This window comes from Viridibacillus sp. NPDC093762 (genome assembly GCF_050279675.1).
In the GTDB taxonomy this organism is placed as follows: Bacteria; Bacillota; Bacilli; order Bacillales_A; family Planococcaceae; genus Viridibacillus.
Window position 1 is genome coordinate 78,626 of record NZ_JBNNUK010000014.1, and the last position, 15,899, is coordinate 94,524.

General features: G+C 35.6%; 19 protein-coding genes, 1 tRNA gene and 1 rRNA gene. 3 read left to right on the forward strand and 18 right to left on the reverse strand.

Annotated elements, in window-relative coordinates:
- Window positions 1-206: 206 nt before the first annotated feature.
- From ACQKM9_RS16070 to ACQKM9_RS16100, 7 genes are all read right to left on the reverse strand, one after another.
- A complete protein-coding gene (locus ACQKM9_RS16070; protein WP_427735371.1) occupies window positions 207-1,133 on the reverse strand; it encodes a sensor histidine kinase in 927 nt (308 codons plus the stop codon).
- Window positions 1,134-1,156: 23 nt separating this feature from the next.
- On the reverse strand, window positions 1,157-1,900 hold the full coding sequence (locus ACQKM9_RS16075; protein ID WP_427735372.1) for an ABC transporter permease: 744 nt from the start codon (window positions 1,898-1,900) through the stop codon (window positions 1,157-1,159).
- A complete protein-coding gene (locus tag ACQKM9_RS16080; protein ID WP_427735374.1) occupies window positions 1,893-2,816 on the reverse strand; it encodes an ATP-binding cassette domain-containing protein in 924 nt (307 codons plus the stop codon). The genes ACQKM9_RS16075 and ACQKM9_RS16080 overlap by 8 nt, the downstream gene beginning before the upstream one ends.
- A gap of 79 nt (window positions 2,817-2,895) precedes the next feature.
- Window positions 2,896-3,588: a response regulator transcription factor gene (locus ACQKM9_RS16085; protein WP_427735375.1), complete on the reverse strand. Its 693-nt coding sequence runs from the start codon at window positions 3,586-3,588 to the stop codon at window positions 2,896-2,898.
- Window positions 3,589-4,032: 444 nt separating this feature from the next.
- The gene (locus tag ACQKM9_RS16090; protein WP_427735389.1) at window positions 4,033-4,239 is read right to left on the reverse strand and encodes a hypothetical protein; all 207 of its coding nucleotides are present in this window, start codon (window positions 4,237-4,239) and stop codon (window positions 4,033-4,035) included.
- Window positions 4,240-4,290: 51 nt separating this feature from the next.
- Entirely contained in the window at window positions 4,291-4,494 is a 204-nt protein-coding gene (locus tag ACQKM9_RS16095; RefSeq protein WP_427735377.1) for a helix-turn-helix transcriptional regulator, read from the reverse strand.
- A 13-nt stretch (window positions 4,495-4,507) separates the two neighbouring features.
- Window positions 4,508-4,906, reverse strand: a complete 399-nt coding sequence (locus tag ACQKM9_RS16100) for a hypothetical protein (RefSeq protein WP_427735378.1) — start codon at window positions 4,904-4,906, stop codon at window positions 4,508-4,510.
- A 313-nt stretch (window positions 4,907-5,219) separates the two neighbouring features.
- Between ACQKM9_RS16100 and ACQKM9_RS16105 the strand changes: the two genes are divergently transcribed.
- Window positions 5,220-5,513, forward strand: a complete 294-nt coding sequence (locus ACQKM9_RS16105) for a tyrosine-type recombinase/integrase (RefSeq protein ID WP_427735390.1) — start codon at window positions 5,220-5,222, stop codon at window positions 5,511-5,513.
- Window positions 5,514-5,595: 82 nt separating this feature from the next.
- Here the strand turns inward: ACQKM9_RS16105 and groL are convergent, their stop codons facing one another.
- Together groL and groES are read right to left on the reverse strand one after the other, a co-directional pair.
- Window positions 5,596-7,221, reverse strand: coding sequence for a chaperonin GroEL (gene groL / locus ACQKM9_RS16110; RefSeq protein WP_076035289.1), 1,626 nt, complete (start codon window positions 7,219-7,221; stop codon window positions 5,596-5,598).
- A 37-nt stretch (window positions 7,222-7,258) separates the two neighbouring features.
- Window positions 7,259-7,543 carry a co-chaperone GroES gene (gene groES / locus ACQKM9_RS16115; RefSeq protein WP_038179465.1) on the reverse strand — a complete coding sequence of 95 codons (285 nt, stop codon included), beginning with the start codon at window positions 7,541-7,543 and terminating at the stop codon, window positions 7,259-7,261.
- 186 nt (window positions 7,544-7,729) lie between these two features.
- On the opposite strand from groES, the gene ACQKM9_RS16120 reads away from it, so the two are divergent.
- Window positions 7,730-8,440 carry a CPBP family intramembrane glutamic endopeptidase gene (locus ACQKM9_RS16120; protein WP_427735379.1) on the forward strand — a complete coding sequence of 237 codons (711 nt, stop codon included), beginning with the start codon at window positions 7,730-7,732 and terminating at the stop codon, window positions 8,438-8,440.
- Window positions 8,441-8,529: 89 nt separating this feature from the next.
- Here the strand turns inward: ACQKM9_RS16120 and tatC are convergent, their stop codons facing one another.
- The 3 genes from tatC to ACQKM9_RS16135 form a co-directional block, all read right to left on the reverse strand.
- A complete protein-coding gene (tatC, locus tag ACQKM9_RS16125) occupies window positions 8,530-9,300 on the reverse strand; it encodes a twin-arginine translocase subunit TatC (RefSeq protein ID WP_427735380.1) in 771 nt (256 codons plus the stop codon).
- 17 nt (window positions 9,301-9,317) lie between these two features.
- Window positions 9,318-9,512 carry a twin-arginine translocase TatA/TatE family subunit gene (locus ACQKM9_RS16130; RefSeq protein ID WP_427735381.1) on the reverse strand — a complete coding sequence of 65 codons (195 nt, stop codon included), beginning with the start codon at window positions 9,510-9,512 and terminating at the stop codon, window positions 9,318-9,320.
- An 81-nt stretch (window positions 9,513-9,593) separates the two neighbouring features.
- Window positions 9,594-10,232: a redox-sensing transcriptional repressor Rex gene (locus ACQKM9_RS16135; protein ID WP_427735382.1), complete on the reverse strand. Its 639-nt coding sequence runs from the start codon at window positions 10,230-10,232 to the stop codon at window positions 9,594-9,596.
- Between the two features lie 126 nt (window positions 10,233-10,358).
- Between ACQKM9_RS16135 and ACQKM9_RS16140 the strand changes: the two genes are divergently transcribed.
- Entirely contained in the window at window positions 10,359-12,299 is a 1,941-nt protein-coding gene (locus ACQKM9_RS16140) for an ABC-F family ATP-binding cassette domain-containing protein (RefSeq protein WP_427735383.1), read from the forward strand.
- A gap of 377 nt (window positions 12,300-12,676) precedes the next feature.
- Here ACQKM9_RS16140 and tsaD read toward each other — a convergent pair whose 3' ends face one another.
- From tsaD to rrf, 6 genes are all read right to left on the reverse strand, one after another.
- Window positions 12,677-13,696 carry a tRNA (adenosine(37)-N6)-threonylcarbamoyltransferase complex transferase subunit TsaD gene (gene tsaD / locus ACQKM9_RS16145; protein ID WP_427735384.1) on the reverse strand — a complete coding sequence of 340 codons (1,020 nt, stop codon included), beginning with the start codon at window positions 13,694-13,696 and terminating at the stop codon, window positions 12,677-12,679.
- Complete coding sequence (gene rimI / locus ACQKM9_RS16150; RefSeq protein WP_427735391.1) at window positions 13,696-14,139, reverse strand: ribosomal protein S18-alanine N-acetyltransferase; 444 nt, start codon at window positions 14,137-14,139, stop codon at window positions 13,696-13,698. The genes tsaD and rimI overlap by 1 nt, the downstream gene beginning before the upstream one ends.
- 11 nt (window positions 14,140-14,150) lie before the next feature.
- Complete coding sequence (gene tsaB / locus ACQKM9_RS16155) at window positions 14,151-14,852, reverse strand: tRNA (adenosine(37)-N6)-threonylcarbamoyltransferase complex dimerization subunit type 1 TsaB (RefSeq protein ID WP_427735385.1); 702 nt, start codon at window positions 14,850-14,852, stop codon at window positions 14,151-14,153.
- Window positions 14,849-15,301: a tRNA (adenosine(37)-N6)-threonylcarbamoyltransferase complex ATPase subunit type 1 TsaE gene (tsaE, locus tag ACQKM9_RS16160; protein WP_427735386.1), complete on the reverse strand. Its 453-nt coding sequence runs from the start codon at window positions 15,299-15,301 to the stop codon at window positions 14,849-14,851. Before tsaE ends, tsaB begins: the two co-directional genes overlap by 4 nt.
- A gap of 144 nt (window positions 15,302-15,445) precedes the next feature.
- Window positions 15,446-15,522, reverse strand: a tRNA-Asp gene (locus tag ACQKM9_RS16165).
- Window positions 15,523-15,807: 285 nt separating this feature from the next.
- Window positions 15,808-15,899, reverse strand: a 5S ribosomal RNA gene (gene rrf / locus ACQKM9_RS16170); the annotation flags it as partial.

The following is a 15,899-nucleotide window of genomic DNA, read 5'->3' on the forward strand; positions in this document are numbered from 1 at the left end:
CTTTTACTAAAGCACCCTTTAGTTGAAAAAGATGATTTTTAGATAACTTAAACTATTGAATCCATTCCATCGCAGTGCAAACGCTTTTATAGCGATAGCTATCTGTGTTTTTAGTATAAATATCCAGTTTTCTTTAAATTTCTTTTCCTTTTCACTATAAATACACCCCTTTAGATAATCTAAAGGGGTGTAACTGTATAATTTTTTTAAACGGTATGACTGTTGTTTTGGAATAAACTTTTCCATTCACATTTCATCAGCAATTGTTCTCCTTTTAATTCTGCTGATAAATTCCCATTCATTTTTAGCATTAAACTTTTCGCAATAAATAACCCTAAACCTGTACTTCTTTTTGTTCTCGTTTGATCAACTTTATAAAAGCGATCAAAAAGAAGAGGGAGATCTTGTTCTTTTAATTCTTTGGCGGGATTCATTATATTAAGTTGAACCGATGACGAATTTTTAACAAGTTGAATAGTGACATTGCCACTCGAATGTTTAATCGTATTGGAAATTAAATTTTCAATTACACGTTTAACAGCCGATGAATCGCCTGAAATATAAATTTCATCCTCTGGAATAAGGATTGATGGTTCTATCTGTGCTTTATTGAAATCATCATAAAAACCAATTAACACGTCAACTAACAATTTATTTAATTTGATGTTTTCCCTCTTTAATGGATAATCAGCTGATTCTATAGTCGATAGTTCAAAAAACTCATCTAATAAAACCTTTAATCTTAGTGCTCCATTTTTAATGTTCTCTTGGTATTTTATCCTTTTCTCAGGACCAATATCATCGGATTCTAAAAATTGTATATAACCTATAATAGACGTCATTGGCGTACGAATATCATGCGAAATATTTGCAATTGCCTGCTTCATTTCATTTTCAGTTCTTAATTTCTCAAAAATTGCTTCATTCGTTAAATCAATTTGGTCATTAATATTTTTTGCTAAATTCTCAAGATCTTTATCATAAAATGTTAGGTCTATTTTCTTTGAGATTACTTTATTGTTTAACTGATTTAATTGTCGAGTAACTCGTTTTAGTTCCAGTTTCAATAAGTAAAAGCGAATGAGGATAAAAAATACAGCTATAACAGATATAATTACTATATAGATCATCATTTCACTCGCCTTTCTTTTTTTATTTATTTAATTTCTTTCTTTTGGAATGCAAATACTCCTAGTAATCCAAATATCACATAAGTTACAATCGGGACTATCGCTAATTTAAATACTTCAATGCTTTTCAAAGCATTTATATTAATGAAGTCATATGATAACTTAAATACCGAATAATTATAAATATATTCAAATAAAGTGATCTTACTAGCTAACATGAACATTACACCATCAAATAGAAGGAATATTAAGATTAGCAAGCCAATGGTTTTTCCGCTATCCGTAAACATTGTTGCAAATAACATCATTATTGATGCAAATGCTGCTGCATATAACATGGTAAAAATAATTATTTGAGCAAAGTATTTTAAATCAGGCATATCGTTAAATTGAGAAAGAATAGCCCCAGTTCCTGTCATACCAATTGGTAATATTACTGAAAAAATGATTGCTCCAAATGAAAATACCATTAATTTGGAGATATAAATTCTAGTTCTGCTATTGCCAGAAGATGCAATACTTTTCATTGTACCCAAAGAATATTCGCTAGCGATAAAATAACCAGCTAAAAGACATGGGATTAATTTTAACACGTAATTGTTTCTACCAATGATAGTTAAAAATACTTCGTTAACGCTTAATTGCTCTATTCCATTAATACTCGCTATAAGAGGAAAAAGGACAGCAATTATCATCAATGCCAATGTCAATTTTCTAAACGATCTATCCTTTTTTAATTTAAATAGTTCTGATTTTAATAGATTATCCATGCTGAACTCCTCCAATAAGCTTCGTAAAGTAACTTTCTAAATCTTGACCCATTGACTTAAACTGTTCAATGATTAACCCTGCGTTAACTAATGCTGTAGAAACTTTGGCTGGTTGATCAAGATACTTATATAGTCTAATCACACCATCTGGCATAACCTCGAAATCATTAGTAGAAAGCACAGTTTCAATTATAGTTGCAGCTTTTTCGGTATTATCTACTTTAATATGGAAATATTGCTGACATTTTTCTTCTAGCTGATGAAGTGTCATTTGCTCAATCAATTCTCCCTTATGAATGAAGCCATAATGAGTAGCTAACAAATGAAGTTCACTTAAAATATGACTTGAAATCAGTATAGTAACACCTTTTTCACTATTGAGCTTTTTTAATAATTCTCTTATTTCTACAACTCCCATAGGGTCTAATCCATTAATGGGCTCATCGAGAATTAAAAATTCTGGATCTCCTAAAAGAGCAATCGCAAGAATAAGTCTTTGTTTCATGCCTAAAGAAAAATTCTTTGCCTTCTTTTTCCCCGTATCATGAAGACCAACAAGTGCTAGTGTTTTTTGAACACATTCTTTACCTGGGACGCCTTTTAAAAGTCTATGTGCTTCTAAATTCTCAGCAGCTGTCATATGAGGATATATTGCAGGTTGCTCAATCGTAGCACCAATACGCTTTCTAGCTTGAATTAACTTCCTATCATCCGTTTCTCCAAACAGTTCTACCGTACCCGATGTGGGCATTGCTAATCCAGTCACTAAACGAGTTAGCGTGGATTTACCAGCACCATTTTGCCCAATAAAGCCGTAAATAGAACCTTTTTCAATCGATAGATTCACTTTATTTAAAGCAACTTGATGTTTATATTGCTTTGATAATTGATTTGTCTTAAGTACATAATCTTTCATATACTTACCTCCCTTACTTGATATACTTAGTATAGTAAGAAGAACATAAGAGAAGCTTAAGTTAAATCTAAAGAAAACCTTAAGATTTAAGACGGTAGCCCATTCCCCAGATTGTTTCGATATATTCAACACCGGGACTAGCCTTAGAGAGCTTACTTCTTAAATTGCTCATATGAACATTAATGGTATTCTCATCACCATAAAATGGTTCATTCCAAACTCTTTCAAACAAGTTTTCTTTCGTGAAAATTTTGTTGGGTGATGACATAAGAAGTACTAAAATATCGTATTCACGAGCTGTAAAAGCGAGCATTTTCCCATCAACAACTGCTTTTTTAGCTTCTGTATTAATAATTAAATCTTTGTGCATTAATTCTTTATTTGTTGGAATTTCATGCATACGTCGATATCTTCTCAAATGGGAGTCGATTCTCGCTGATACTTCATCAATATCAAACGGCTTCGTAATATAGTCATCCGCACCCGATCTTAGAGCATCAATTTTAGTTTGCTGCTCCAGTTTCGCTGAAATAATAAGGACAGGCATGTTACTTTGTTCAGCTATTTTTGACAGAATTTCATCTCCATTCATACCAGGAAGCATTAGATCTAGTAATACCATATCCCAATCTTGCTTCTCCAAGTAAATCATTGCTTCTGTTCCTGAGAAAGCTGACTGAGAAACATATCCACTTTTTTCAACAATATGGCATAATAATTGATTTATATCATTGTCATCTTCAACAACTAATATTTTGATTGATTGAACCATCATTATCAACTCCTTTTACTGTGAAGCTTGTCCATATTACATAATAAATCATCAATATGTAAACATATAATTTTCAATTACCTTCTATTATAAGGTCAAACTTCAGCTTTACTATCACTTGTGATACGGTTACCGAAACTAATATTAAACTGTATTACTTCTTTTTCCTCGTTCATCTATCTCCATTGTTAAATGATAAAATAAACTACTTATTTAACTAACCTACCCCTTTAGTTGAATAAAAAAAAAATCTGTCTGAACAGCTCAAAGGTCTTCTTACTAAAGCACCGTTGGCTGAATAACTCTCCTCTATAGGATCTATAGGTTTAATATTCAAAAAAAGAAAAATATAACAAAGGGTTAGTTACTTAAAAATTTAAGTAACTAACCCTTTTGTTTAATTGATTTCGTTCACAATATTTCAGTGAAAAATTGAAATTCTTACTACTTCACAAAAAAACCAATAATTACTGCAATAATTAAAATAATTCCACCCAAGAATTGTCCTATTCCCGAAGCTTCTCCCATTAACAGGAGATTGAATAAGTTTTTGTTTTTTCGATTTTTTCCAAATAAGCCATCATCTGTTTTCATACGATAAATACCCCAAGCTACTAAAACTACCCCAAAAATAAGTCCTATAATATACATCATTTAAATTCCTCCGTTGTTTATTTTATATGTGCATCTTTATGAAATGTTTTATCTGTCATCCTCATCAAAAATAAAAGTTTCTTCAATTGATAAATTAAAAACTGAAGCTATTTTATACGCAAGTAGCACAGATGGATTATACTTTTGTTTTTCTAATGAGATGATTGTTCTAGAAGATACACTTACTTTATCTGATAATTCTTGTTGCGTTATTCCATATTCTGTTCGCAATTCTTTTACTCTATTTTTCATAAATTCCTCCTGATTAAAGGACATGAGTATAATATTTTCTAGATCCAAATTCAATAATCATTAAAGATATTAAAACAATAAATAATGCAGTATTTGTTGGTATTACCACAAAATTAGTTAAAAACATAAGAATTAAAATTTCGGATATCAGGATATACAAGGAAAAGCGAGCAACTTTTCCATCAATTAAAGCATCTCTTTCGTCATATTCCTTTGCTAATTCCTTTTCTAGTGATTTATTCTTTCGGGATGTAATGTTAGAAATTGTTGAGAACAACAAAATTATTCCACCTAACAATACTATGATATAGCCATTATTAAATCCTACTGATGTATCAAGAATTACTTGAATGAACCCTAATACTATTAGTAAGATTGATACTAAAAGTCGCTGCATGAATAGATTTTTCAAATATACCTCTCCTAACCAACTTATTCTCTTTGAGTGAAGTTTACTTCGTGTGAAGTTTACTTCATGTGAAGTTAATTTCATATTAACCTTTTACAAGCCAAACGTCAAGTAGTGAATAATGGTTCTTTAACTAACGAAATATTTCATCATTTGAACCATTTTAGTTATAAAAGTGTTCAATTAACCTGCCCCGTTAGTTTAAGTACATTTCTACACAATCTTTATAGTAACATCAACATAAATATCCAATAAAAAAATCACCTCACGAGGTGAACACTACGATGAATTGCTTAAATACGAATAACAAGACTTTATCTTTGCTAAAACAGAGAGACAACTCAGATATCCTCTTGTCATTAAAATGGTACAACTCAGGATGGTTAGGCTTCTTGCAATCGCAAAATTAAACCCTGACTTAACACCTTCCTCATTGAGACAGACACACACTTCGTTTTTAGCAGAAGCAGGTGTCGCACTCGAACAAATCATGGATAGTCTTGGCCATTCAGATGATCCAATCACCAAGAATGTCTATCTCCACGTGACAAAAGAAATGAAAAAAGAAGCCTCCCAAAAGTTCAATGAACTTATGAGAAGCCTCCGTTAAAATCCTTTATGTTAGCAAAATGTTAGCATTTCACTTTCACCTTACATACAAACCCCTATATATCAAGGGTTGCAGCGGCTTATTACATCATGCCGCCCATGCCGCCCATATCAGGCATAGCAGGAGCTGCTGCTTCTTTAATGTTTGCTACAACTGCTTCTGTAGTTAAGAATAGAGCCGCTACAGATGCTGCATTTTGTAGTGCTGAACGAGTTACTTTAGTTGGGTCTACGATACCAGCGTCGATCATGTTAACCCATTCGCCATTTGCTGCGTTGAAACCAATACCTTTTTCTTCGCGTTTTAGGCGGTCTACGATGATTGAACCTTCAAGACCTGCGTTGTTAGCGATTTGACGAACTGGTTCTTCAAGAGCACGAAGAACGATTTTAACACCAGTTGCTACGTCGCCTTCGTGTGCTTCTGCAACTTCTGCTACTTTGTTGTAGATGCTTACTAGTGCAACACCACCACCAGCTACAATACCTTCTTGTACTGCTGCGCGAGTTGAGTTTAGAGCATCTTCAATGCGTAGTTTACGTTCTTTAAGTTCTGTTTCAGTTGCAGCACCAACTTTGATTACTGCTACACCACCAGCTAATTTAGCAAGGCGTTCTTGTAGTTTTTCTTTATCGAATTCAGAAGTAGATTCTTCGTATTGTGCACGAATTTGGCCTACGCGAGCTTCGATAGAACCGATTTCGCCAGCGCCTTCTACTACTGTAGTGTGGTCTTTAGTTACAACAACCTTCGCTGCGCGGCCAAGCATATCGATTGAAGTTTGTTTAAGATCTAAACCGATATCTTCAGTGATTACTTGTCCACCAGTTAGGATTGCGATATCTTCTAATAAAGCTTTACGACGGTCACCGAATCCAGGAGCTTTAACTGCTACTGCATTGAATGTACCACGTAGTTTGTTCACTACTAATGTAGCAAGTGCTTCGCCTTCTACGTCTTCAGCAATGATTAAAAGTGGTTTACCTTGTTGAACAACTTGTTCAAGTACTGGTAAGATTTCTTGGATATTAGCGATTTTCTTGTCAGTGATTAAGATATATGGGTTGTCTAGGACAGCTTCCATTTTATCTGTATCAGTCACCATGTAATGAGATGCATAACCACGATCGAATTGCATACCCTCTACTACATCAAGTTCAGTAGTGAAGCCTTTTGACTCTTCAATAGTGATAACGCCGTCGTTACCAACGCGTTCCATAGCTTCTGCGATTAATTCGCCTACTTCTTCGTCAGCTGCAGAGATAGCTGCTACTTGAGCGATAGCTTCTTTGTTTTCAACTGGTTTAGAAATAGTTTGTAGTTCAGTAATAGCTGTAGCAACTGCTTTGTCGATACCTTTACGAATGCCGACTGGGTTAGCACCAGCTGTAACGTTTTTCAATCCTTCACGGATCATTGCTTGCGCAAGAACTGTTGCAGTAGTAGTACCGTCACCAGCGATTTCATTAGTTTTAGAAGCTACTTCAGATACAAGTTTTGCACCCATGTTTTCGTATGGATCTTCTAACTCGATTTCTTTTGCGATCGTTACACCATCGTTTGTGATTAGTGGTGAACCGAAAGTTTTTTCTAGAACTACGTTACGTCCTTTAGGTCCTAATGTTACTTTAACAGCGTCTGCTAATTTATCTACACCACGAAGCATTAAGCTACGTGCTTCTTCACTAAATTTAATATCTTTTGCCATTGATGCGTACCCCCCGAATAGTTTTTAGTTTCAGTTATTAGCCGATAATAGCCAAAATATCGCTTTCGCGTAAAATTAAATATTCTTTACCTTCATATTTTACTTCTGTACCAGCGTATTGAGAGTAGATAACGCGATCTCCTTCTTTTACGTTAAGTGGAACAGTTGTACCACTGTCAGTCAAGAAGCCAGTACCTACTGCGATAACGTTACCTTCCTGAGGTTTCTCTTTTGCAGAGTCTGGAAGAACGATGCCGAATGCTGTTTTTTCTTCTACTTCGACTAATTCGATAATAATGCGATCACCTAATGGTCTTAACAAGTGAAACAACCTCCTAGAAATGTGGAATTTATATTTTATTAGCACTCTTAAGTCATGAGTGCTAACACAATTCTTATAATAAAGAATTCCGTCTTTTTTTGCAAGTAAGAAGCATAAATTATTTTGTTTTCGAAAGCGAGTATTCTACAATAGAGATGACACCTTTTTTAAGAGAGGATTTTAAATTTGAAATCTAAGAAAACCGCGTTTTTTGTTTTGATTGTCTACATTATTATGCAACTGTCATCAATTCTTTTTTTGAAACCGCTTCTCAAGCTCATACAGAAATTGAATCCTGACCTTAGTTTAAAGACAGCTATTCTCATGACCCAAGGTTGGTGGATATTCATCAGTATGGGTACTGCTCTAATCGTTTCACTCATTCTCGTTAGGCGAGACAAAGGTTTTTGGCAAGTTTTTAAAGGTGAAAAAGCTTCCATTCCTATGTCAATTGGCTGGGGTATAATTGGCTTCTTCCTCGTATTCTTTGGCCAAACAGTCGGTGCTCTCATCGAACAAGGCCTAGGCATAAAAACTGGCTCAGAAAATACAGCCAATTTAATTGAAATTGCAGATGTGGCTCCAGTAGCTATTATAGGAATTGTAGTGTTTGGACCGATTTTAGAGGAATTTATCTTCCGTCGTGTTATTTTCGGTTCAATTTTCCGAAAAACTAATTTCTTCATCGCTGCTGCTGTGAGTGCAATTGTCTTTGCTGTTATCCACTTCGACTTTTCACACATCATACTGTATGCGATTTCCGGTTTCATATTCGCATTTCTATACCATAAGACACAACGTATTATTACATCAATTATTGCTCATATGATGTTAAACGGCTTTGTGACATTAGTTCAGCTTTATCAAGATGATCTTATGAAGTTTTTAGGACAGTAAGATTGCCAAGCCTACTCTTTTGTTGAGTAGGTTTTTTTGTATGTATTTTAAATAATGTATATTTCTCATAAAAAAAACCCTTCAACTGATTATTCATCAGTCGAAGGGTTTCTTGCATATTCAATCTGGCGTTGCTGTTCCGCTCTTAAGTACTTGCGGTAGCCTGCGCGAGAAATAAGGATACTAATCTCATATAAAATACACAGTGGTAATGTTACAAACATATGAGACATAATATCTGGTGGTGTAATAATAGCAGCAACGGTTAGTAAGATAAAGTAAGCGTATTTCCGTACTTTAGCCAACATCATTGGTGTGATTAAACCTAAACGCGTGAGGAATAAAATCACTATTGGCAATTGGAATATTACTCCGAATGGCAAGGTGATTTGCATTAAAAATTGAAAATATTCATTGATTCCTATCGTTTGTTGTACATCTAATTGCACAGACATTTGCATCATAAACTTAATAATATAAGGGAATAATACTTCGTAAGAAAATACTACCCCACCTAAGAAAAGTAATACACTGTAAGGAATATAGCTCAATGTTACTCTACGTTCTTTTTCATATAAACCTGGACTGATGAATGACCAAATCTGATACAAAATAATAGGTGATGTTATGATAACGGATAAAATGAAAATAACTTGGAAATAGACTTTAACTGGATCTGTTACTTTAAATGAATGCAATTGTAATTGTTTGGCTTCATCACTAAATTGTAAAAAGTGTATTAACGGTTCAGCTAAAAAGAAGCTACCAACCACACTAATAACAAAGAAAACGGCAACAATGTATAACCGTTTTCTTAATTCTTCTATATGCTCGATAATCGTTAGTTCATTATTGTTCATCCAACTAACATCCTAACTTATTTTTCTTCTGCTTTTTTAGTTTCGATGACTTTTTTTGATTCCTCTTCGTCATCAGCTAAACCTTTAGTAGCGTTTTTGAATTCGCGGAGAGTAGAACCCATTGCTTTTCCAAGCTCAGGTAATTTCTTCGGTCCGAAAATAAGTAGGGCTACAATCCCAATGATAATAGCACTCCCTGGGCCAATTCCCATTACAGACACCTCCTCATAATATGCTATTATTTTAACTCATTTCGCTAAATTATGCTATTTTATTAATGTGAATATTTCAAGTTATTCTTCATCATTTCGCATGAAATATATAAGTGTTTGTAACTCGATAGATAAATCAATTGTATGCACCCGGATTGAATCCGGTACTGATATTCTAATCGGTGTAAAGTTTAATATACCTCTGACATTCATCTTCACTAGACGATCTGTCATCATTTGAGCTGAACGTGATGGTACTGTTAAGATAGGAAGCTCTGCTCCGTACTCAACAAACTTGTCCTCTAATGCATCTGGATGATAAACAGGTATACCACTTATCATTTTACCTTCTAGTGGAGCTTTTGTATCAAACGCAACGACAATTTTTGTATTATGATTCTTTTGAAAGTTATATTTCAAAAAGGCATTTCCTAGATTCCCTACCCCTATTAGTGCTACATTCATTCGCTCATCTTGGTCTAAAATATTTCTAAAAAACGCCAGCATTTTTTGGACATCGTAGCCGTAGCCCTTTTTGCCAAGCGCTCCAAAATGAGAAAAGTCTCTACGAATGGTCGCAGATTCAATTTTCATTGCTTCACTTAATTCCTTTGATGAGACACGTTCCTGCCCTGCTTTAGCGAAGTTTTGAATAAATCGATAATAGAGAGGAAGCCTTTTCGTCGTAGCTTGTGGAATTTTAGTTGATTCGTGTTTCACACAGTTTCCTCCTGCAATCAATCCGAAATCGTTTCAATATTATATGACGATTGTTCTCCTGTAAAGTTATCTCATTGCACCCTACTGCGCAATCCGATAAACTAAGATTGAACTGAGGTGTCTAAAATGATTGTTTTACAAGTCAATCAATTATATAAATCTTACATTGCGGACGAAATTTTAAGTGGTGTTAAGCTAGAAGTACAGCATCGAGATCGTGTTGCACTTGTTGGCCGTAACGGCGCCGGTAAATCTACATTACTGAAAATTATCGCGGGCCAGCTTTCATATGATTCTGGTGATATCATTATGCCAAAAGATGTTCGACTAGGATATTTAGAACAGCATGCTGGTTTAGAATCTTCTCTAACTATATGGGAAGAGATGATGACTATTTTCGAACCCATAAAAAAACAAGAACAGCAGTTACGAAACTTAGAACATAAAATGGCTGACCCAGCTGTGTATGAGGATACAGAAACTTATGCTAAGGTAATGGCTGAGTACGATCAGTTACAACATGACTTCAAAGAGCAAGGTGGCTATCAATACGAAGCCGATACACGCTCTGTTTTGCATGGTATGCAATTCTATCCAGCTGACTATGATAAGTATATTTCTGCCCTTTCTGGTGGACAGCGGACGCGTCTTGCCCTTGCAAAGCTTCTTTTAACTAAGCCTGATTTGCTAATCTTGGATGAACCGACAAACCATCTAGATATCGAAACATTAAGCTGGCTTGAAAACTATTTGAAAAATTATGACGGTGCTATTTTAATCGTATCACATGACCGCTATTTCTTGGACCAAGTTGTATCTATTGTGTACGAAGTTTCTCGTCATCATGTCACAAAGTTCACAGGTAACTATAGTTGCTACTTAGATGAGAAGGCGAAAAACTATGAACGTGATATGAAACTATTCGAAAAGCAACAAGATGAAAAAGCAAAATTAGAAGTCTTTATCCAAAAAAATATTGCTCGTGCTTCAACAACGAAAATGGCTCAAAGCCGACGTAAAGTGCTAGAGAAAACGGATTGGATGGATTCACCTGATGGCGATGAGAAATCAGCAACATTTACCTTTGGCATCGACCGACAAAGTGGTAATGATGTACTGGCAGTGAATGATGTGGCGATAGGCTATGATGGGAAATTAGTATCTCAACATATTAATATGCGTATTTTCCGCGAAGATCGCATCGCACTTGTTGGACCAAATGGTGTTGGTAAATCTACACTACTAAAAACGATTGTGAAGGACAAACCTGTGATTGCAGGAGACATTCATTATGGTACGAATATTCAAATCGGTTATTATGACCAAGAGCAAGCAAAACTTACAAGCAACAAAACTGTTTTAAAAGAGCTCTGGGATGAATGGCCTTTGATGAACGAAAAAGACATTCGCACAGTACTAGGTCGATTCCTATTCTCTGGTGATGACGTTAGTAAAATTGTACAAGATTTATCGGGTGGGGAAAAAGCACGTCTTGCACTCGCGAAACTAATGCTTCAAAAATGTAATTTCCTTATTCTAGATGAACCGACGAACCATTTAGACTTAGATAGTAAAGAAATATTGGAAAATGCGCTCATCGATTATCCAGGTACATTACTATTTGTTTCGCACGACCGTTATTTCATTAATCGTATTGCTACAAAAGTTATTGATTTATCAGCTGATGGAAGCTTTGAATATTTAGGTGATTATGATTATTTTTTAGAGAAGAAAAAAGAGCTTGAAGAATTAGCAGCTGAAAAACTTGCCGCAATGCCTCTCCCAAAAGAGCAAGCTACAGAGAAAGTGACTACAAATGGTAAAATCGATAAGGAAGCGAAAAAGAAAGAACGTCAAATTCGTCGACGAATTGGAGAGATTGAAGATAGTATGGCAAACTATGAAGAGCAAATCCGTTTCATAGAAGAGCAACTGTGCGATCCAGAAATCTTCCCAGATCACGAAAAAGTAATAGCTCTTCAACATCAGCTTGATGAAACCAAGGAAAAGCATGAAACAGCTGAAATGGAATGGCTTGAACTGAACGAACAACTTGAAATGTTTTAAAAGAAAACCGCGTGTCGATGAGCACGCGGTTTTTGTCGTATAAGAACAATTCATGTCCCATATATAGGTCAAGAAGAAATTTTAAGTGTATTTTATCCACGGGGTTATACACATTATAAACCCTTTATTTTCAGCATATTAACATAGTTATACACATTATTCACAGTATAAATTTATTTTACACACATTTAGTTGTGTAAAAGACAATACTATATATTGAAAACGCACATATTATCCACAACTTATCCACAGATTGTGTATAAGTACGGATGTTCGCATTTTTCATCCCGTGTTCCCATTTTATGAAAAAAAGATCACTTTCTGACGAAAGTAATCTTTTCTCATACACAATTTAGTTTTAGTAAATAGAAGTGATATTATTTATGCCAAGATATTAATTCCATACCTGGGCGTCCATTCATTCCCATATCGCTACGTTTTCCAGCTTCAAACATAAATGTACCGGCAGCAGCAATCATCGCGGCATTATCTGTACATAGCTTAAGAGGCGGCACATAAAAAGGAATACCTTCATTAGCAAATGTTTCTTCTAATGATTTACGCAGACCTTTATTAGCGGAAACACCTCCAGCTGCAATTACTTGCTTCACATTGAACTGACGCGCTGCTCGTAATGTTTTCGCTGTTAATACTTCTACAACACTATCTTGGAACCCTTTGGCAACATGCAATGGATTCACTTCGATACCTCGTTGCTCTGCATTATGCTTATAGTTAATCACTGCAGATTTTAAACCACTAAAACTGAAATCATATGAATCCTCTTCCAGCCAAACTCGAGGAAATTTAACTGCTTCATCACTCTCATGCGCCATACGGTCAATGTGCGGACCACCTGGATATTGAATATTCAATACGCGAGCTACCTTATCATAAGCCTCACCAGCAGCATCATCACGTGTTTCTCCGATCAATTCAAATGAGCCATGTTCCTTCATGAAAACAAGTTCTGTATGTCCGCCAGATACGACTAGTGCAAGTAAAGGAAATTCCATCGGCTGCATTAAAGCATTCGCATATATATGCCCTGCAATATGATGCACGCCTATTAATGGGAGGCCATTAGCAAATGCAAAAGCCTTCGCTGCATTAATACCAATTAAAAGTGCACCAACTAATCCTGGACCTTCCGTTACAGCTACAGCATCTAAATCTTCTGGCTTCATATTAGCCTGCGCTAATGCCTCTTCAATTACTAGTGTCACTTGCTCTACATGGTGTCTCGAAGCAATTTCTGGTACAACACCACCAAAACGTTTATGACTCTCAATTTGAGATGCCACTACATTTGACACTATTTCACATCCATTTTTGACAATAGAAGCTGCTGTTTCATCGCAACTACTTTCGATTCCTAATATATATCGATTTTCCATTATAAATTCACCCACATGACAAGAGCGTCCTCTTGATTATCTGTATAGTATCCTTTACGGATACCTCCATCTTGAAAGCCAAGTTTACGATAAAGGTTTTGGGCAACTGTATTTGTAACACGTACTTCTAAACTCATGACGATAACTGACCTTTCACGAGCGATACGAATTGCTTCACGCATTAGCCCTTCACCTATTCCTAAACCCCTAGCAGAAGCTGTTACTGCCACATTTGTAATCTGACTTTCATCTAATACAATCCACATGCCACAAAACCCTATAATTTGCTCTGTGCCGTCCACAGCAACAACATAGGTAGCTTGTGTATTTGTAGTCATTTCATGAAAAAAAGAATCCATCGTCCACGGTGATGGAAATACTTCAACTTCAATTGCATGCACTGCTGGTACATCTGCCACTGTCATCTCTCGATAAGTAATCATCGTTTCACCTATTACTGACCTTTCTGCTCTTTTATCCAATTTGCCTCAGCCTCAGCTAAACGACGATATTGAGGTATAAATGAATGCACTGCTTCAATATCAGGCAATTCTTGTTGTGAAGCCAATTGAATAAGCTGACTAGCACTAGGCAGATCCAATGTAAAAGGTGCACGTACTGCATAATTTCCTAATTGGGCTTGAATTGATTCCCAAAATAAATCCACATCATGTCCAACGAACATTACCGGTTCATTTAAATCCTTTAATTTTTCAAGTAAGCCTTGCAAACTATAATGCCCATCCTCAACTACTGACGTTAGGTCTGCCGTCGTATTATAAGCACCTGCATAGACATTTTGTCTTCTCGCATCGATAATAGAGCATACAACTCCATTATAAAGTGCTGCATTTGCTGATAAGAGCTTTAAGCTAGAAATACCAACTAGTGGTTTTTTCAGCGTCCAAGCAAGTGTCTTAGCGATCGTAACACCAATACGCACACCTGTATAAGAACCAGGACCCTCACCAACTGCAATTGCATCAACTTCAGCTGGTTTCATCTTTGTTCTTTCAAACAATCGCTCAATCGCTGGCATAGCCCCAATTGAATGATTTAATTTAATATTCGCTACTTCCTCCGCTACAACTTGACCATCTTTTACAATGGCTACAGCTAATGGAGAATTCGATGTATCTATTCCTAACCAAATCATTTCATTAACTCCTCACACAATCGTTCATAACGCTTACCGATTGGTTTCAATAAAAATCGTCTTTTATTCTCATCAATTCGATGGATTTCAATCCCTAGACGTTCAGCAGGTAGATCTTGTTCAATAAGATGAGCCCATTCTATTACAGATACAGCATCACCGAAAAACAACTCATCCCAGCCTAAATCTTCATCGCTATCAGCTAGTCGATAGACATCTAAATGATTGAATGGCAACCTACCTTCATATTGCTTTAAAATTGTAAAGGTTGGACTATTCACTGTACGTGTAATTCCCAATCCCATAGCCAAAGACTGTGTAAAAGTTGTCTTACCTGCGCCAAGATCTCCTTCAAGTGTAATCGTATCCTGTGCTTCCAGCAAATCAGCCAGTTTCAAAGCAAGACTTTCTGTTTCTTCTAATGAATTAACCAATATCTCCATTGTCATTCGACCTTATCCTCTCAAACTTACATTAACTATAGTTTACCTAAAGCATCACAAATGTTCAAAGTGAACGGGTTAAAAATTTTTTAGACATAAAAAAATAACACAGCTACATTAGCTGTGTTTACATTTGAATTTAAAAGTAAATGGCGGTCCGGACGGGACTCGAACCCGCGACCTCCTGCGTGACAGGCAGGCATTCTAACCAACTGAACTACCGGACCATTTCTTTAAGACAAGATTTATTATATCAGCTAATCTATGCTTTAGCAATAGTTTTTCATAAAAAAATTACTTTCACATAATTTTTTTACTTTATCCAGCTAATATTGTATGATTCAAGCATTTCTAACACTTTAATCTATCTATCATTCATAGTTTAAATAATGAAGTTACATTAACACTCTATATAGTAATATTCAAAAGTTGTAAGTCTCAAACTTTCTTAAATAATGAATTTCTCTTAAAACAAAAAAGCACAACTGATTAAATCAGCTGTGCTTTAGTGTGCCTAGCAACGTCCTACTCTCACAGGGGGAAACCCCCAACTACCATCGGCGCTAAAGAGCTTAACTTCCGTGTTCGGCATGGGAACGGGTGT